The organism is Serratia sp. 4542 (assembly GCF_016805595.1).
GTDB classification, from domain to species: Bacteria; Pseudomonadota; Gammaproteobacteria; order Enterobacterales; family Enterobacteriaceae; genus Serratia; species Serratia nevei.
Genome location: NZ_RXKV01000002.1, coordinates 255,105 through 273,112, shown reverse-complemented (window position 1 = coordinate 273,112; position 18,008 = coordinate 255,105). Strand labels below are relative to the sequence as shown.

Annotated in this window: 15 protein-coding genes; 3 read left to right on the top strand and 12 right to left on the bottom strand. The window is 61.5% G+C overall.

Features of this window, described 5'->3' with window-relative positions; genetic code table 11:
* The first annotated feature begins 526 nt into the window (after nt 1-526).
* Entirely contained in the window at nt 527-1,837 is a 1,311-nt protein-coding gene (locus tag EKL15_RS02400; protein ID WP_100397081.1) for an MFS family transporter, read from the top strand.
* 36 nt (nt 1,838-1,873) lie between these two features.
* Here the strand turns inward: EKL15_RS02400 and pssA are convergent, their stop codons facing one another.
* The 4 genes from pssA to trxC all read right to left on the bottom strand — a co-directional run bounded on the left by pssA (nt 1,874) and on the right by trxC (nt 7,302).
* Nucleotides 1,874-3,229, bottom strand: coding sequence for a CDP-diacylglycerol--serine O-phosphatidyltransferase (pssA, locus tag EKL15_RS02395; RefSeq protein ID WP_060441100.1), 1,356 nt, complete (start codon nt 3,227-3,229; stop codon nt 1,874-1,876).
* Between the two features lie 152 nt (nt 3,230-3,381).
* Nucleotides 3,382-6,030: a bifunctional acetate--CoA ligase family protein/GNAT family N-acetyltransferase gene (locus tag EKL15_RS02390; protein WP_203088717.1), complete on the bottom strand. Its 2,649-nt coding sequence runs from the start codon at nt 6,028-6,030 to the stop codon at nt 3,382-3,384.
* Nucleotides 6,031-6,078: 48 nt separating this feature from the next.
* Complete coding sequence (locus EKL15_RS02385; protein ID WP_060431249.1) at nt 6,079-6,768, bottom strand: tRNA-uridine aminocarboxypropyltransferase; 690 nt, start codon at nt 6,766-6,768, stop codon at nt 6,079-6,081.
* 114 nt (nt 6,769-6,882) lie between these two features.
* A complete protein-coding gene (gene trxC, locus EKL15_RS02380; protein WP_004928868.1) occupies nt 6,883-7,302 on the bottom strand; it encodes a thioredoxin TrxC in 420 nt (139 codons plus the stop codon).
* Nucleotides 7,303-7,509: 207 nt separating this feature from the next.
* Here trxC and EKL15_RS02375 point away from each other — a divergent pair, with 207 nt between their 5' ends.
* Nucleotides 7,510-8,598 carry a tRNA/rRNA methyltransferase gene (locus EKL15_RS02375; protein ID WP_100397079.1) on the top strand — a complete coding sequence of 363 codons (1,089 nt, stop codon included), beginning with the start codon at nt 7,510-7,512 and terminating at the stop codon, nt 8,596-8,598.
* 60 nt (nt 8,599-8,658) lie between these two features.
* Here EKL15_RS02375 and emrB read toward each other — a convergent pair whose 3' ends face one another.
* The 7 genes from emrB to EKL15_RS02340 all read right to left on the bottom strand — a co-directional run bounded on the left by emrB (nt 8,659) and on the right by EKL15_RS02340 (nt 15,976).
* Nucleotides 8,659-10,197 carry a multidrug efflux MFS transporter permease subunit EmrB gene (emrB, locus tag EKL15_RS02370; protein ID WP_038872860.1) on the bottom strand — a complete coding sequence of 513 codons (1,539 nt, stop codon included), beginning with the start codon at nt 10,195-10,197 and terminating at the stop codon, nt 8,659-8,661.
* 17 nt (nt 10,198-10,214) lie between these two features.
* Nucleotides 10,215-11,387, bottom strand: a complete 1,173-nt coding sequence (gene emrA / locus EKL15_RS02365) for a multidrug efflux MFS transporter periplasmic adaptor subunit EmrA (protein ID WP_033635707.1) — start codon at nt 11,385-11,387, stop codon at nt 10,215-10,217.
* Between the two features lie 23 nt (nt 11,388-11,410).
* The gene (locus EKL15_RS02360) at nt 11,411-12,862 is read right to left on the bottom strand and encodes an efflux transporter outer membrane subunit (RefSeq protein WP_060425102.1); all 1,452 of its coding nucleotides are present in this window, start codon (nt 12,860-12,862) and stop codon (nt 11,411-11,413) included.
* A gap of 28 nt (nt 12,863-12,890) precedes the next feature.
* Nucleotides 12,891-13,409 (bottom strand): transcriptional repressor MprA, encoded by a 519-nt coding sequence (gene mprA, locus EKL15_RS02355; protein ID WP_025160249.1) that lies wholly within the window; start codon nt 13,407-13,409, stop codon nt 12,891-12,893.
* A gap of 162 nt (nt 13,410-13,571) precedes the next feature.
* Nucleotides 13,572-13,919: an L-valine transporter subunit YgaH gene (ygaH, locus tag EKL15_RS02350; RefSeq protein ID WP_025304001.1), complete on the bottom strand. Its 348-nt coding sequence runs from the start codon at nt 13,917-13,919 to the stop codon at nt 13,572-13,574.
* Entirely contained in the window at nt 13,909-14,655 is a 747-nt protein-coding gene (locus EKL15_RS02345; RefSeq protein WP_038872849.1) for an AzlC family ABC transporter permease, read from the bottom strand. The genes ygaH and EKL15_RS02345 overlap by 11 nt, the downstream gene beginning before the upstream one ends.
* Before the next feature lie 121 nt (nt 14,656-14,776).
* A complete protein-coding gene (locus tag EKL15_RS02340) occupies nt 14,777-15,976 on the bottom strand; it encodes an MFS transporter (RefSeq protein ID WP_033632267.1) in 1,200 nt (399 codons plus the stop codon).
* A 105-nt stretch (nt 15,977-16,081) separates the two neighbouring features.
* Between EKL15_RS02340 and EKL15_RS02335 the strand changes: the two genes are divergently transcribed.
* Nucleotides 16,082-16,960: a LysR family transcriptional regulator gene (locus EKL15_RS02335; RefSeq protein WP_038872847.1), complete on the top strand. Its 879-nt coding sequence runs from the start codon at nt 16,082-16,084 to the stop codon at nt 16,958-16,960.
* 30 nt (nt 16,961-16,990) lie between these two features.
* On the opposite strand, the gene proX is transcribed toward EKL15_RS02335, so the two are convergent.
* Complete coding sequence (gene proX / locus EKL15_RS02330; protein ID WP_033635697.1) at nt 16,991-17,992, bottom strand: glycine betaine/L-proline ABC transporter substrate-binding protein ProX; 1,002 nt, start codon at nt 17,990-17,992, stop codon at nt 16,991-16,993.
* Nucleotides 17,993-18,008: the final 16 nt, after the last annotated feature.

The window sequence follows — 18,008 nt, the reverse complement described above, 5'->3', positions numbered from 1 at the left end:
GGACACTGCCAGGCATCAAATAAAACAACAAGCCTCATGCGAAAGCATGGGGCTTTTTGTTTTGTCTGTTATCTGGCGTTCTGCATGAGCATGGGCATGCGAAAGGCCCGTCGGGAACGGGCCTTAACGCCGCGTGCGGCGGCCCCGGAGGGGAGAGTCTCAGGATGAGACGAATTGTGTAGGACAAATCCGCCGGGAGCGGATTTGAACGTTGCGAAGCAACGGCCCGAAGGGGGGCGGGCAGGACGCCCGCCATAAACTGCCAGGCATCAAACCAAGCCGAAAGCCCTGAACTGATGTTCAGGGCTTTTTGCTATGCATAAAATGGAAAATCCCCGTTGTAACCCGCTTCATCTTTCATCTCACGATTCTATATTCATCACAAAACCAATTCATTTTTTGAATGAACTCCAGATATTCTTCGTCCGCTATTAAGTTTGGCTGTTAACTTATAAATAACAATAAAGTAACAACCAGGGCGGCAGGAAGCCGAATTTCATCATTGCTATGGCTCGGAGAACATATCATGACAGAAACAACCTCGGCTCTTGAGGGTGAACGCGGCGTCGAACAGGGGGCGCTGGATAACAAAAAACGCATTTTCGCTATCGTTGGGGCTTCGTCAGGCAATCTGGTGGAGTGGTTTGATTTTTACGTTTACTCCTTCTGCTCAATCTACTTTGCCGCCTCATTTTTTCCGGCGGGCAACAGCACCACGCAGCTGCTGCAAACCGCCGGGGTATTCGCCGCCGGCTTCTTTATGCGGCCTATCGGCGGCTGGCTGTTCGGCTATATTGCCGACAAACATGGCCGAAAAAACTCAATGCTGCTTTCGGTCTGCATGATGTGCGCCGGATCGCTGGTGATCGCCTGCCTGCCGACATATGAATCGATCGGCAGCTGGGCACCGGCGCTGCTGTTGATCGCGCGCCTGTTCCAGGGGCTGTCGGTGGGCGGCGAGTACGGCACCAGTGCTACCTACATGAGCGAGGTAGCGATCAAGGGCCGACGTGGCTTTTATGCCTCGTTCCAGTACGTGACGCTGATCGGCGGGCAACTGCTGGCGCTGCTGGTATTGGTGATCCTGCAGCAAATATTGTCCGGCGAAGAACTGAAGGCCTGGGGATGGCGTATTCCGTTTGCCTTGGGGGCGGTGTTGGCGGTGGTGGCGCTGTACCTGCGCCGTTCGCTGAATGAAACCTCCGATGCGAAGACGCGTAACCACAAAGATGCCGGTTCGCTGACGGGGCTGTGGAAGAACCGCAAAGCGTTCCTGATGGTGCTGGGCTTTACCGCCGCCGGTTCGCTGACCTTCTACACCTTCACCACCTACATGCAGAAATATCTGGTGAACACCGCCGGTATGGACGCCAAGCTGGCCAGCGCCATCATGACCGTCGCGCTGTTCGTCTTCATGCTGCTGCAGCCGGCGGTCGGCGCGTTCTCGGATAAAATCGGCCGTCGCAGCTCGATGCTGATCTTCTCGGCATTGGCCACCGTGCTGACGGTGCCGATCCTGTTCGCCCTGAAAGAGGTGACCAACCCCTTTATGGCGTTCGGCCTGATCGTGCTGGCGTTGTTCGTCGTCAGCTTTTATACCGCGATCAGCGGGCTGCTTAAAGCCGAGATGTTCCCGCCGGAGGTGCGTGCGCTAGGGGTGGGTTTGTCTTATGCGGTAGCGAATGCCATGTTCGGCGGTTCGGCGGAATATGTCGCGTTGTCGCTTAAATCGTTTGGCGTGGAAAACGCTTTCTTCTGGTACGTTTCCGGCATGTGCCTGCTGGCGTTGCTGGTCTCGCTCCGGTTGCATCGCAAAGGCAAGGAGATACAGCTGTAATAAAAACCCCGGCCTTGGCCGGGGTCAGAGTGCATCTTACAGGATACGGCTAATCAGCCGGTCGATGCGGATACGCCGCAGACGGCGAATCAGCTTACGCACCTTGATCGGATACTGCTGAATGCTTTGCAGCTCCTGATAGTGGCCGACCACGGTGGTGTGAGTGCGGATGCATTCCAGCTCTTTTTGCCGCTGCTCGCGCATTTCCTGCTTGGGATCGTGGATCAGAATGGCGTTTTCCAGATCCAACCGCCAGGCGCGTGGGTTGAGGTTATTGCCGGTGACCAGCTGCCACTCTTCGTCTACCCACATGCCTTTCAGGTGATAACTGTTATCGCCATCTTTCCACAGGCGCACGATCAGCTGACCGGTGTCGACGTAACGCTGCAAGCGGCTCAGGAAGCGGCGCAGGTTGATCTCGTACAGGTAGGGCAGCGCGCCGATGATTTTGAACGGCTGGTCTTCCGGAATATAGAAGTCGTTGGCGGTTTTGTCGCCGACGATGATCTCCACCTGTTTGCCCTGGCGCAGCAGATAAATGATGTTGCGCACCAGCAGCGCCGGCAGGTTGAAATAAGGGGTACACAGCGTCAGTTTCTGGTCGGCGCACGACATCAGGTGATGAATGGTTTTATTCAGCACGCTTTGCTTGCCAAGCCCAACCAGCGGCGTCACCGCCAGCTCATCGTTACCGGCTTTACCGCGGAAGTGGTAACCGGCGCGGCGCAGGGCGAAACGGAACAGACGGGTCTCGTTTTTGATCTCCGGGCTTTTCGGCCGATCGCTGCGATCGAGGCGCTGTACGGCGCCGGCGGTGAGCAGATGCTGCTTGATGTAATCGATCAGGGTATCGGCCAACGCCTCGTTGGTGATCAGCTGGTAGCGATCGTAACGGTATTTCTCATGCTGATGCAGATAGACGTCATTGATGCTGGCGCCGCTGTAGATCACGGTATCGTCGACCACGAAGCCCTTCAGGTGCAGGACGCCCAGCGCTTCGCGGGTATTGACCGGCACGCCGTAGATAGGCACCGATTGCTCTGGATGTTGGCTGGCCATGGCGCAGTACCAGTCGGCGTTGGTATTGGCGGCGGCGGCGCCGATGCGCCCGCGCTGTGCGCGGTGCCAGTCGACCAGCACGCAGATTTCCAGCTCGGGCCGCTGCTGCTTGGCTTGATACAGCGCGTTGAGGATCTCGCGCCCGGCGTCGTCATGCTCCAGATACAGGGCCACCAGATAGATACGTTGGGTGGCGTTGGCGATGGCGTCCAGCAGCGTGGTGCGAAAGTCGGACGGCGCGTACAGGGTACGAACATCAGCAACCGTCTGGGGGAGTTTGGGCAGTTGTGCAAGGTGTTGTTGATGTTTGCTACGTTTAAATTTTGACAACATCACAGTGCGTTTCTTCTCTCATGATTGATGGCCGGAACGCCACAGGCTTAAAAACAATAAACCGAATAATCGGGCGATAATACCATTAGTTGCCTCGATTGTGCGTATGTTTTGGCGTTAAGTGGTGGATTCGTAGCGCATTGCGACGCAGGTCACTGCGCGTCGGCGGCCTGCAGCGGCAGCGTCAGATTGACGATGCCGTCCTCAAGCTGCACCTCGATGCCAAAGCCCAGCCGCTGCGCCAGTGCGATCATGCCGCGGTTATTCGGCATGGTGATGCCGCTCAGGCGAGTCAGGCCATGAGCGCGCGCATAGGCGATCATTTTCTCCAGCAGCTGACGGCCCAGGCCCACGCCTTTCAGATCGGAACGCACCAGCACGGCGAATTCGGCGTCGGTGTTGTCCGGATCGGACAGCGCGCGGGTCACGCCGATGATCTCGTCTGCGCGCACCGCTACAAAGGCCATTTCTCGATCGTAGTCGATCTGCGTCATGTTGGCCAAATCGTCATGGGTAAACTCGTTGATCTCGCTGAAGTAGCGATAATAGAGATCTTCCTTGGTCACTCTATCGATGAAATGCTTCAGCGCCGGTTCGTCTTCCGGCAGGATTGGGCGGAACAGGCACTGGCTGCCGTCTTTCAGCGCGATGGTCTCTTCCAGTTCCTGCGGATAAGGGCGGATCGCCAGCCGCGCCTGCGGATCGCCGCTGAACGGCGCGAGCTGCATCGAAACGTCCAGCAGGGTGAACTCGCTGCCGGAGGCCAGCACCGGGTGAATATCCAGCCGGGCGATCTCCGGGCAGTCGAGGATCAGGTTGGAGACCTGCACCAGCAGGCGGCTCAGCCCGGGGATATCCAAAGGCCGTAGCGCGCTGCGCCCGCGGATCTTGCCGCCTTTCACCGCCTGCAGCACCAGATAACGCGCCAGCGCCATGTTCAGCGGCGGCAGCGCGACCGCCACCTGATTTTCCTGGCGCCACTCTACGCCGCCTTCGCCCAGCATGATCAACGGGCCGAAAATCGCATCCTGCTCTACCGCGATGCGCAGCTCCTGGGCGCCGGCGCGGTTGGCCATGCTCTGCACCAGCAGGCCATGGATGCGCGCCTGGGGGTAGGTGCGCTTCACGCGGTCGAGGATCGCCTCCGCCGCGCGCTGCACTTCGGTCGCTGTGCGCAGGTAGAGCATGACGCCCTGAACTTCCGATTTATGCGGGATATCCGGCGAACGCAGCTTCAGCGCTACCGGGTAGCCGATCTGTTCGGCAATGTGTACCGCTTCGGCGCTGTCCTCGGCAATCCAGGTCGGCAGGGTGCTCAGATCGTAGGCCTGCAGGATGGATTGCACCTCGTGGGTATCCAGCTGGGTGGCGCCTTCGGCCAGCGCCTGATGGATAAGGCGGTGGGCATCGGCGGTGTTGGCGGTGAGGCCGACCGGCAGCGCTGGCGTCTCTTTCAACTGCTTCTGGTTGCGGCGATATTCCACCATATGCATAAAGGCGGTCACCGCGCCTTCCGGCGTGCGGTAGGTGGGAATGGCGGCCTCGGTAAATAACCGGCGCGCCTCTTGCGAAGAGTATTCGCCGCACCAGTTGGTCAGCAGCGTGATGCGTTTGCCGCGCGGATGGCGGTGCAGCGCCTCGATCAGCCGTTCTGCCGTGGCGGTGCCCGGCGCCGCCGCGCTCGGCGCGTGGATTAACAGCAGCGCGTCATAGTCGTGGCTGTCGAGCAGCGCTTCGATTGCCGCCAGGAAGCGCTGCGGCGTGGCATCGTCGCGCAGGTCGAGGGGATTGCCGGCGCGGATGAAATCCGGTAGCGCGTCGCTCAATGTCGCCAGGCTCTCATCGCTCAGCATGGCCAGCTTGCCGTTGCGTCCGAGCAGTTCGTCCAGTGCCATCGCCGCCGGCGCCGCCCCGTTGCTGACGATCATCAGCCGCTCGCCGCGCAGCGGATGCATATGGCTGAGGGTTTCCACCGCCGAGAACAGCTCATGGGTATCCTGCACGCGCAGCAGGCCGGCGCGCTGGATGGCGGCGTCATAGGCGGCGTCCAGCCCCAGCTGGCTGTTGAGCAACAGCTGCGCCTGTTGGCTGCGGCCGCTTTTGATCACCAGAATGGGCTTGTTGCGCGAGGCGCTGCGCGAGGCGGAGAGAAAGCGCCGCGCATCGCTGATGTTTTCCAGATACAGCAGAATGGCGCTGGTCTTGCTGTCGCGCGCCAAAAAGTCGAGCAGGTCGTCGACGTCGATGTCCAGGCTGTCGCCCAGTGCGATAAAGTAAGAGAAGCCGACTTCGCGCTGCTGCGCCCAGTCGAGAATGGTGTTGGCCACGGCGGCGGACTGCGAAATAAACGCCAGCTTGCCCTTTTGGATCGGCACCGGCGAGAAGCTGGCGTTGATGCCCTGCCACGGCGCCAGCAGCCCCAGGCTGTTGGGGCCCAACAGCCGCATGGCGTAGCGCTGCGCGCAGGCCTTCAGCTCGGCAAACTGTTCCGGCGGCGAAGAGAGTACGATGGCGGTTTTACAGCCGCGTTGGCCCAGCGCTTCAATCAGCGCCAGATTGCGTTTGGCGTGGGTGCAGATGATCGCCAGATCCGGCGTCAGCGGCAGGCTGGCGACGTCGGGGTAGGCCATCACGCCGCAGACCGCCTTGTAGCGCGGCGTGACCGGCAAGATGGGCCCGCCGAAACCGCCGGCCAGCAGGTTGCTCATCATCAGGTTGCCGGCGCGGCCGGGCTGCTGCGAAGCGCCCAGCACGGCGATCGATTTGGGACGTAGTAGCGCTTCTAACCCTCGCTGGCTCATGCACGGCTCCTTTTGGCAACGTTACGCCTGATTTTAGGCGCTTTCTGGCTACATTGCTGTGACCGGTGCCTCCGGCCGGGTCGGTTTTCCCGCCAGATATTGTTGACGGAAATAGCGGAAATGCTGATTCAATCCGTCGGCGGCCGGCAGATCGCCCGCCTGTTGCAGCAGGGCGGCGGCCACTTCCGCCGTGCAGTGTTGCTCGGCGCGGCTGGCTTCGCGCAGCTGGTAGTCCGATGCCGCGTCGACGTTGAGGGAAAACACCGGGAATTGATTGAGGTACGGGCTTTTACGGAACATTTTGCGCGCTTCCGCCCAGGTGCCGTCCAGCATGATGAACAGCGGCGGTTTGCCACCGGCGGGCAGCTCGCTGAACACCGGCCGTTCGGCGTCGGCGTAGGAAGCGGGGAACACCACATAAGGCTGCCGCGCCGGATCGTTGATGGCCGCCAGCAGGGCCGGATCGACTTCGGTGCGCGACCAGAGGAACGCCTGGGTGTCCGGCAGGATATCGGCGATCAGGCGGCCGGTGTTGCTGGGCTTGAGCGGCTCGGCGCCGAACATGATCAGGCAGAAACGGCTGCCGGCCTGCTGCGGGCGAATGGTGTCGCACAGGCAGTTTTTATGCGGCAGCAGGCAACCCTGACAACGCGCCACCCGGCAACCGCGCGCCAGAAAAGGGCGGGTGGCGCGGTCTAAACGGAATTGGCGCAGGCGAAGTACGGCGTTGTCGGTCATAACGATCCTGGGGAAAAACCGCCATTGTAACGCAGAAAAAAGCCCGCCGGGAGGGGCGGGCTCGATCGAGGCGCGTTCGCGCGCGATGGCGGGATACGGCCTATACTTGCCGAATCACACTAACTCGTTGAGCCAGTTGTCAAACGGCGCTTTTGGCATCGCGCCGTTGAGCATATCGACCATCTTACCCTGACGGAACACCATGATGGTCGGGATGCTGCGGATGCGGAAACGGGCGCTCAGTTCCGGCTCGGCTTCGGTGTTCACTTTCACGAAGCGCACTTTGCCGGCGCGCTCTTCGGCCACGTCTTCAAAGATCGGCGCAAAGCTGCGGCACGGGCCGCACCATGGCGCCCAGAAATCGACCACGACCGGCAGATCGTCCTGCAGCAGCTGGTCCAGCGTGGCGGCGGTGGCGTTGATCACTTCACCGTCGAAGAGCTCATGGCCGCAGCGGCCGCATTTCGCGTTGTCCGCCAGACGTTCTTCCGGCACGCGGTTGGTGGCATTGCAAGCTGCACAAACTGTATTCATGTTGACCTCGGGTACAGAGAAAGCATGGTCCCCGCAACGCAGTTGCAGAGATGTTTCTTTAATGCTGACAATTATCGGCAAAACCCGGCGCATGAACAATGAGGTTTGTTCAATGGATGTGATAGTTGGGAGCTTTTAGCGCAAGTTGGTGGCTTCATGCACCAACATCAGGTAATCTTCGCGCCCTGCGCGTTGGTGGAGAAGACAATGAACGATTCATTTAGTGGCAAGAACGGTAAGGTCAAAGTGATGTACGTCCGCAGTGACGACGACAACGGCGACGACCGCAACAAGAATAAACGTCCGGCCGGCAAAGGCCGTCCGGCTGACGGTGCGCGCTCCGGCCGCACCGGTCAAGACAAGGCGCGCGGCGGCAACGATCGCCGCGGTGCCGACTCCCGCCGCAGTGAAAGCGATCTTCCTCGCCGTCCGGCGCGCACTGAAGATCGCGGTGGCAACGAGTCGCCGTGGAGAACCGTTTCTCGCGCGCCGAATGAAGAGCCGGCGTTCGATCACGGCGGTATCAGCGGCAAAAGCTTTATCGATCCGGAACAGCTGCGCCGCCAGCGCGCGGAAGAAACCCGCGTTTACGGTGAAAACGCCTGTCAGGCGCTGTTCGCCAGCCGCCCGGAAGCGATCGTGCGCGCTTGGTTCGTGCAGTCGGTCACCCCGCGTTTCCGCGAAGCGCTGCGCTGGATGGCGGCTAACCGCAAGGCTTACCACGTGGTGGATGAGGAAGAGCTGGCCAAGGCTTCCGGCACCGAGCACCACGGCGGCGTCTGCTTCCTGATCAAAAAGCGTCAGGGCCTGGATGCGCAGACCTACCTGAAAAGCGCACCGGCGACCGACTGCGTGCTGGCGCTGGAAGAAGTGGGTAACCCGCATAACCTGGGCGCTATCGTCCGTTCTTGCGCTCACTTCGGCGTCAACGGCGTGCTGCTGCAGGATCCGGCGCTGCTGGAATCCGGCGCGGCGGTGCGTACCGCAGAAGGCGGCGCGGAGCACATCAAGGCGATCAACGCCGACGATTTCCTGTCGGTGCTGGACACCTTCCGCAAGGCGGGTTACACCATCGTTACCACCTCCAGCCACAAAGGCACCGCGCTGGCGCAGGCCAAGCTGCCGGCCAAGATGGTGCTGGTGCTGGGCCAGGAACGTGACGGTCTGAGCGACAGCGCCTGGCAGCAGGGCGACATGAACGTGTCTATCGGCGGCACCGGCAAGGTGGAAAGCCTGAACGTTTCCGTAGCGACCGGCATTCTGCTGGCGGACTGGTGGCGTCAGAATCAGGCGTAATCTGTTCTACGTCGGATAAAAAAACGGGCGCCCCAGGGCGCCCGTTTCGTTTATTGAAGCTTAGTGAGCGCCGCCGCCCCCACCGCCGCCGGAGCTGAACGGCGGTTTCGCCACCCACACCAGCACCAGCAGCACCAGGAATACCCCGGCCGACAGCCAGAAGATCTCGTTGGCGGAGATGATCAGGCCCTGCGCGGTGATCTCGTTGGCGATATACGCCGACGCTTGTTGTTTGCTCATGCCGAGCTGCTCCAGCTGCCGGTACATCTCCTGCGACTGCGGGTTGTACGGGTTGACGAACTCCGTCAGCTGCGAATGGTGCTGCGATTCGCGCTGCGTCCACAGGGTGGTGGTGATCGAGGTACCGATCGACCCCGCCAGCGTTCGCGTAAAGTTCGACAGGCTCGACGCCGCCGCCATGCGTTCCGGCGGCAGGCCGGACAGCGTGATGGTGGTCAACGGCATGAAGAAGCAGGCGATGGCGAAGCCCTGGACAAACTGCGGCCAGGCGGAAGCGCCGAAGTCCATGCCCGGTTCAAACGTATAGGCGCGCCAGTAGAAGCACACGGCATACATGATGAAGCTGAAGGTGACCAGCCGGCGCATGTCGAGCCGGTTGCCGAACTTGCCGATGATCGGCGACAGCAGCACCGGGATCAGCCCAACCGGCGCCGATGCCAGCCCCGCCCAGGTGGCGGTATAGCCGTACACCTCTTGCAGCAGCTGCGGCAACAGCACGATGGCGCCGAAGTACAGCATGTAGGCCAGGCTGATACACAGGCAGCCGATGGTGAAGTTGCGCGACTTGAACAGCGACAGATCCACCACCGGATGGTCGTCCGTCAGCTCCCACACCACCAGGAACAGCAGCGCCACCACCGCGACGACGGTGAGCGTGATGATCTCGGTCGAGTTGAACCAGTCCAGCTCCTTGCCCTGATCGAGCATGATCTGCAGCGAACCGATGCCGACGATCAGCAATACCAGGCCGACGGTGTCGATCGGTTTGATCTCGGTTTTGGTTTCCCGCCCCTTCAACGTCGCCATCGCCGCCACGATCACGAAGACGCCGATCGGGATGTTGATGAAGAAGATCCAGCCCCAATGGTAGTTGTCGCTGATGTAGCCGCCAAGGATTGGCCCAAAGATCGGCGCGACGATAACGGTCATCGACCAAAGCGCCAGGGCCATCGCTCGCTTGGCGGGCGGATAGTTGTTCAGCAACAGGCTCTGCGACAGCGGGATCAGCGGCCCGGCCACCACGCCCTGGATCACGCGGAAGAAGATCAGCATGCCGAGGCTGTTGGAGATGCCGCACAGCCAGGAGGCGAGGGCGAACAGCGCGGTGGACCAGAGGAACAGCCGCACTTCGCCGAAGCGCTTCGCCAGCCAGCCGGTGATCGGAATCGAGATGGCGTTCGCCACGCCAAACGAGGTGATCACCCAGGTGCCCTGCGAGTTGGAAGACCCGAGGTTACCGGAAATGGTGGGGATCGCCACGTTGGCGATGGTGGAGTCCAGCACCTGCATGAAGGTCGCCATGGCGAGCGCGACCGTCATCCAGGCAAGCTGGGCGCCTTCAAGCGGTTTCTGTGGCAAGATGGCCTCCCGCGCGCTTAGCCGGCGTTCGCATGGATCACGTCGGCGATCAGCTGGTTAACCGGCGCCAGATTCAACGCCAGCGCGTCGCTCTGGTACAGCGGTTTGTCGCGCACCACGTCGGCCAGCACGCGGCCGTCCAGGTTGGCGGTGTCGACGGTCACCAGCGTAGAAAGACCGATGCGCAGCGGATGATCGGCCACCTGCTTGGCGTCGAGCTCAATACGTACCGGCAGACGTTGCACTACCTTGATCCAGTTGCCGGTGGCGTTTTGCGCCGGCAGCAGGGAGAAGGCGCTACCGGTGCCCATGTCGATACCGGCCACTTTGCCCTGATACACCACGTCGTCGCCGTAGACGTCGCTGACCACTGTCGCCGGCTGGCCGATGCGCATGTTGGCGATCTGGGTTTCCTTGAAGTTGGCGTCAACCCAAATGTGATCGGCCGGCACCACCGCCATCAGCGGCGAACCGGCGGCGATCTGCGCGCCGACCTGCACGCTGCGGCGCGAGACATAGCCGGTGATCGGGCTGATCACTTTGGTACGCTGCAGCGCCAGCCAGGCATCGCGCATCTGCGCGGCGGCCTGTTGGATCGCCGGCTGCTGTTCCAGCGGGGTGTTCAGCACCATCGCCTGATTGGCGTTGTATTGCTGCACCGCCACTTCCAGCGCGGCCTTGGCACTGTCGACCGCATCGCGAGCGTGTTGCAGCTCTTCGCGGCCGATGGCGTCAACGCTGCCCAGCACCACGCGGCGCTTCAGATCGTTCTCGGCCTTGCTCAGATCGGTCTTGCGCAGGGCGATGTTGGCCTGATATTGCTTGCTGTTGATGATCAGCTGGTGGGTCTGACGCACGCTGTTGGCCAGGCCGGTCTTGGCGCGTTCAAACGCCTGCTCGGCATCGGTCGGATCGAGCGTCAGCAATACGTCGCCCTGCTTGACGTAGTCGGTGTTGTCGAAATTGACGCTGTTCACGCTGCCGGACACCTGGGCCATGATCTGCACCTGGTTGCCGGAGACGTAGGCGTCGTCGGTTTCCTGGTGATGACGCAGCACCAGGAACCAATACACTAAGTAAGCCACCCCTATAACAATGAAAATAACCGTCAGCAACAGCAGCCAAAATTTACGCTGCTTCTTTTTGCCGTTCGGCTGCTGCGGGTTTTGGATTTCCGCGCTTGCGCTCATGGTGTTCTCCAAGCCTTATATTATTATGCTTTCGAATCCGCTGCGGCCGGGGCCTGATAGCCACCGCCCAGCGCGCGGATCAGTCCTATCTTCGCCTGCAGTAAATTGCTGCTGGCATTCAACTCCGCCTGTTGCTGCTGTAATAGCTGCGTCTGGCTGGTCAACAGATCGTCGCGCCCGATAATCCCTGCCTGGTAACGGGCGTTGGCGACCTGATACACCTGTTGCATCGACTGGGCCGCGGACGCCGCCTGCAGCTGCTGTTGCGCAGAGCTCTGCTGGATGGTGATGGCGTCGGCGGTTTCCTGTACCGCATTCAGGATGGTTTGGTTGTAGGATTCCACCGCTTCGTCATACAGCGCGGATTCCTCGCCCAGCTTGCTGCGCAGCGCCCCGGCGTGGAAGATTGGCAGCGAAATCGCCGGCATCACGTTCCAGGCCTGGCTGGCCGCTTCAAACAGGTTCGGGCTGGTGCCACTGGTATTGGTGGTCATCAGGCCGGCGAAGGCTGAAATGGTCAGGCTGGGGTAAAACTCTTTACGCGCGGCGCTGACGCGCTGGCTGTAAGACTCTACCAGCTGGCGTTGCGCGGCGATGTCCGGGCGTTTGCCCAGCAGATCCGCCGTCAGCTCGCCCTGCGGCGCCATTAGGTTGTCTGCGGGCAACGGCACCTGACGCAGGTGCTGCATGGCGTTCGGCCCCTGGCCGGCCAGCGCGGCGAGCTGGTGTCTGAGCTGCTCGATCTGCGATTGCAGCTGCAGGATCTGCTGCTTGGCGACGTCGGACTGCGCCTGGGTTTGTTGCGGCACGTCGACGCCGGTCAGGCCGGCCTGATAGCGCTGTTGGCGCAGCGCGGTCAGGCGCTCATTGTTGTTCACTTCCTGCTGCAGCAGCTTCTCGAGCGCCAGGTTGCTCTGCAGCTGATAGTAGGCGGACGCCACCGAACTGGTCAGCGTCAGCGCCGCCTGTTCCTGCTCGGCCCGCGCGGCGTTGACCTGCGCCTTGGCGGCGTTCACCTGGTTGCGGTATTTGCCCCACCAGTCGAACTCGTACGCCAGGTTCAGCCCCAGCGAATTGGAGCTTTCGTAGATCGGCTTATGCGGATACCCCAGCCCCATATTGACGTTTTGCGGCACGCGCTGGCGTTGGGTGCTGGCGTTCAGATCCAGGTTCGGCCCGTTGGCGGCGCTGGCTTCACCCACCACGCTCTGCGCTTCGCGCACGCGGGCGGCGGCCTGCCGCAGGGTCGGCGAGCTTTGCAGCGTCTGCGTCATCAAGGCGTCCAGCTGCGGATCCTTGAGGGCGCGCCACCACTGCGGGCTGACGGCCAGCGAACTGACTTTCGGCTGAGCCAACTGCAGGCTCTGCGGATCCATCAGCGTGGATTGCGGGGCAATATTATCGGTCGAAGCACACCCGGCCAGCAGCAACACGGCGAACAGCGGGGTGAATCTCCAGTTAAATGGGGATCGCATAAGTAGGTACCTGAACAGAAATTGTGAATTAGGATAACTGTTCTGTGATTTCCATTTGATCCAGACGTGCCAGCAATTTGCGCGTCAGCTGTTCCAGCTGTTTTTGCTCATCGTCGGTCAGCGTGGACCACAGGAAATGCAGACATTGATGCTGCGGCGGCAGCAGTTGACTGAGAAATTCTTCCCCCTGCGGCGTCAGATGCAGATGCAGGCAGCGGCGATCGTTGTCGCTTTCCCGGCGCTCGATCCAGCCGCGTTTCTCCAGCTCGTCGGCGATGCGGGTCGCATTGGTGCGCGAGGAGCCTAAGGCAGAGCTTAGCTCAGAAGGTTGGATGCTGTGGCTTTCCTGCGCATCCAGGGTGATCAGCGCCATAAACAGTGTTTCGTTAATCCCCTGCGCCTTCAGCATCTTATTGCGGTTTTCCAGCAGCTTGCCTTGCATGTGCATGCACAGGCGGGTCAGCAGGATTTCCTGATAAGGGAAATCTTTCTGCCGGGTGGCGCGGAAATTCAGCATTTGTTCTATGGGGGCAAACGAGCTTTCCATAATTTAGGGCCTCATTAATTTCGTTCGAGATAGTAACGACGGTGACTAATAATGTAAATGTTCAGCCGTGCGGATAATTTAGCAATTCGTGTCATTTGTCAGTGTTTGTAAAGATGTGACGCATGAAAACGCCAAAGTGAAGCCAAACGATCGGGAGCGGCGTCAGCCCGGACCGAAAAGCATTAACAGCTTTAATGTGACGCCAAAGGCCGTCGCGCCGAGCAGCGTCGACAGAATGATGCTTTTGCTGCGGTAGAAGCACAGCGCCAGCGCGGCGAACCCCGCCAACGTCGGCAGCAGCTTGTCCGGTTCGCGCATGACGACCGGCGTGCTGGAGACCACCAGCAGGGCGCAGATCGAGGCGATGCCGATGCTGTCGAGCAGCAGGGCGGCTTTACCGCGTTTGAGGCCGGGCTGGGCGCGCGCCGGCGCCAGCCGCAGCGGCAGATAACGGAACAGGTAATTGGCGCAGCCCACCACCAGGCCGATCACCAGCACATCAGTGTTCATGGTTGGCCTCCGCAGGGGCGGGCTGGAACAGGGCGGCGACGCAGCCGGCGCCGATGCCGGCCAAAATGGCGACCGGAATGGAGAACAGCACCACGCCGAGCAGCGCGCCGGCCAATGCGGCAGCAATGGTCAGGCTCTGCGGGCGCCGGAAGGCGGCCAGCAGGAAACTGAGAAACAGCGCCGGCAGCATGAAGGCCAGCGAGGCTTCGATCACCGGGAACTGCTCCAGCGGGCCGTTGCCGAACAGCGCGCCGAGCGCGGTGCCGGCCACCCAGGAAAGCCAGGAACAGAGCGCGATGCCCAGCATCCAGTTTTCGCTCCAGCTGCGGTTATTGCGCATCAGCCTGGCGGTAGCGGCGGCGAAGACTTCATCGGTCAGGCCAAAGGCCCACATCGCCGTTTTACCGGGCGACATGCGCGAGACGATGCGGTGGCGCAGCGCCGGGCCGTAGAGCAGGTGGCGCACATCCATCGCCATCACCGTCAACGCGGAGACCCACAGCGACATCCCGGCGCTCAACAGGGCGGTGATCACGAACTGGCTGGCACCGGCGTAGATAATGCAGGAGAAGAAAATGCTTTCCAGCGGGGAAAAGCCCAGTTTGACGGCACTGAGGCCAAAGGCGAACGCCACCGGGACATACCCGATGACGATCGGCAAACTGTCGACGACGCCGTTGGCGAAGGTGGCGCTGACGGCGGGCGGATTGAGGCTGTCTGCAGCTTGGCTTTGCATGGTTGTGGGTCGCAGGGTAGATAGGACTTCAATAGTTTATGCCCAGAACATTACCAGAGAGTAAGTAATGTTTATACCCTGCACTGCTAATAAATTTCTTAAGTGACTATTTGCACGATAATCAGATTGTCGCCGGCCCCTGCGGATCGTGGTGCTTGCCGAGCCACCAGGTCAGCAGGTTGAGCAGGCATAACACCCCGCCGGCGGCGGCCACGCCGTACCAGCCGGCATGCTGATAGGCCGAGGCGGAGAGCAGTGAACCGAGGGCACCGCCGATAAAGTAGCTGGTCATATAGCCGGCGGTCAGGCGGTTGCGCGCGTCCGGCATGATGCGGTACATCACGCTCTGGTTGGTGACGTGTACCGCCTGCACCGCCAGATCGAGGATCAGGATGCCGGCGATCAGCGCCCACAGCGATTGTTTGGCGAACGCGATAGGTATCCAGGACAGCAGCAGTAGCACCAGGCCGACGGTGGTGGTCAATCCGGCTTTGCCCTTGTCCGCCAGATGCCCGGCGCGTGAAGCGGCCAGCGCCCCGGCGGCGCCCACCAGGCCGAACAGCCCGATCACCCCCTCGGAATAGTTGAACGGCGGCGCGGCGAGCAGAAAGGCCATGGAGGTCCAGAGCACGCTGAAGTTGGCGAACGACAGGGCGCCGAGGATGGCGCGGGTGCGCAGCAGCGGCGTGCGGCAGAACAGGCTGAAGATCGAGGCCAGCAGCTGCGGGTAGTTCAGCCCGGAGTGTTGCTTATAGCGCGGCAGCGCGCGCCACAGGATCAGCGCCATCAGGATCATCAGCACGCTGGCGACCCAGTAGATGGTGCGCCAGCCGCCGAACGACGCCAGTGCCCCCGCGACGGTACGCGCCAGCAGGATGCCGAGCAGCAGGCCGCTCATGATGATGCCGACGGTCTTGCCGCGCTTTTCCGGGTGGGCCAGCGTGGCGGCCAGCGGCACCAGAATCTGCGCCACCACCGAGAACAGCCCGGTGAGCGCGGTGCCGAGGATCATCATCGGCAGGGTGGCGGAGGTGGCGGTGATCAGCATGCCCCCGGCGGCCAGCAGCGTCATGAACACGATCAGCCCGCGGCGCTCGAACATATCGCCGAGCGGCACCAGCAGCAGCAGCCCGGTGGCGTAACCGAGCTGCGCGGCGGTCACGATAAAGCCGGCCTGATTGACCGACAGGTTGAAGCCGGTGGCGATGGTTTCCAGCAGCGGCTGCGCGTAATAGTTGCTGGCGACCGCCAGGCCGGTAGCGATGGCGATCAGCACGGTCAGCGCCGGGCTGAGGCCCGGGTGGGCGTTTTGTTGGCTCATGGTTTTTTCATCACGGGAAGAAGATGGCGCGCAGTATCCGGCAACGCACGCCGGGAAACCAATGTATAATTTTCATTTTATTTATCTCATTTCAAGATAGATGCCATGAACCTGAAACAGATCCGCTATGCGCTGGCGGTGGCGGAAGAGCTGAACTTTACCCGGGCGGCGCAGCGCTGCCATACGGTGCAGTCGGCGCTGAGCCACCAGATCGCCAAACTGGAAGAGGAGCTGGGCTGCACGCTGTTTGAACGCACTTCGCGTCGGGTGCGGTTGACCCCGGCCGGCCAGGCTTTCGTGGCCCCAGCGCAGCGCCTGTTGGCGGCGCAGCAGGCGCTGGTGGAGGAGGTGACGGCGGCCGACGGCGCGGTGTCCGGCACCCTGACCATCGGCACTATTTCAACGATAAACGTGATGGCTCTGACCGAAAGGCTCGACAAGTTTCATCGCCACTATCCGGCGGTGAATATCCGCCTGTACGTCGGCATGAGCGAAGCGTTGCTGGAAGACGTGCGCCAGCAAAAATGCGATATGGCGTTCGTCGGCATCTGGCCGGGCGATGCCGATCTGCTGCCGATGTCGCACCGGCAGTTGGCCGATGAGCCGCTGGTGGCGCTGGTGGCGCCGCAGCATCCGCTGGCCGGCCGCGAGCGGGTGAACCTGCAGGCGCTGGCGGAAGTGCCGCTGGTGGATTTCTACAGCGGCACCGGCGCGCGGCGCCAAACCGATCGCGCCTTTCAGGCGGCGGGCATTCGTCGGCACGTCAGTTTTGAAATCGATCATATCGAATGGCTGGAGAATTTGGTGCGGCGCGGGCTGGCGGCGGGCATCGTACCGATTTCGACCGCGCAACGCTTAAGCGCGCTGGTGTCGATTCCGATTGAAGACGGGCCGCGGCGCCAGGTGTATTGCATTTGGCCGCAGCCCATGTCGACTATCGCCGAGCGCTTTTTGCATTTCAGCGGCATCGATATGGCGGGGTAGGGGCGCGGCACTGGCGGCGCCCCTGAACGGTTACGGCTTCGCCGCTTCGGCGGCGGTTTTCACCCAGCCGTCGAAGGTGGCCTGGTGCGCCTTGATCCAACCGTTGACGTGGTTCTGGATGTCGGCTTCCGAAGCCTGGCCTTCATGCATGCGCAGGTTTTGCGCGTTGATGTCGGCGATCGGCAGCTTCATGATGGCGAACAGCTTGGCGGCCGCCGGATTGGCTTCGGCCCACTGCTTATTGGCGGCGATGCGCATGGTGTTGACCGGGAAGCCGTAGTTGGCGCCGTTAGGCAGCTTGGTGTCGACGTTCTTCTGCTCGCCCGGCAGGGAGGAGAACGGCACCTGCAGCCAGACCACGTCGCGCCCCGGCACCATCACATCGCTGACCCAGTACGGCGTCCAGGTGTAATACAGCACCGGTTTGCCCTCTTTGTAGCGGGTGATGGTGTCGGCGATCATCGCCGCGTAGTTGCCCTGGTTGTGTTCGACGGTATTGCTCAGGCCATAGGCCTTGATGTGGTGGTTAATCACCGCTTCGCAGCCCCAGCCCGGTGTGCAGCCGGTCAGATCGGCCTTGCCGTCGCCGTTGGTGTCGAACAGCTTGGCGATCTTGGGATCCTTGAGCTGTTCGACGTTGGTGATGTGGTACTGTTCGGCGGTTTTCTTGTCGATCAGGTAGCCCTGCGCGGCGCCGTTGACGTAGACGCCTTCGCGGTAGAACTTGGCGTCGCCGCCGGCGGCCTTGTACTGATCGGCGTGCAGCGGATCCCAGTTGACCGCGATAAAGGTCGCGTCGCCGGAGGCGATCGAGGTGTAGGCGACGTTGTAATCCACTTCACGCGGTTCCTTCACGTCGTAACCCAATTTTTCCAGCGCCTTGCTGACCAGCAGCGTCTGGAACGTCTCTTCGGAAATGGTGCTTTGCACCGGCTGTACCGCGATCCCCTTGCCGGGTAAATCTGCCGCGCTCACGCTCTGTGAGCCGATCAGCGTCGTCAGGGCGAGAGCCCAGATGCCCGTAGTGCGCATAGTGTTTCCCCTTTTT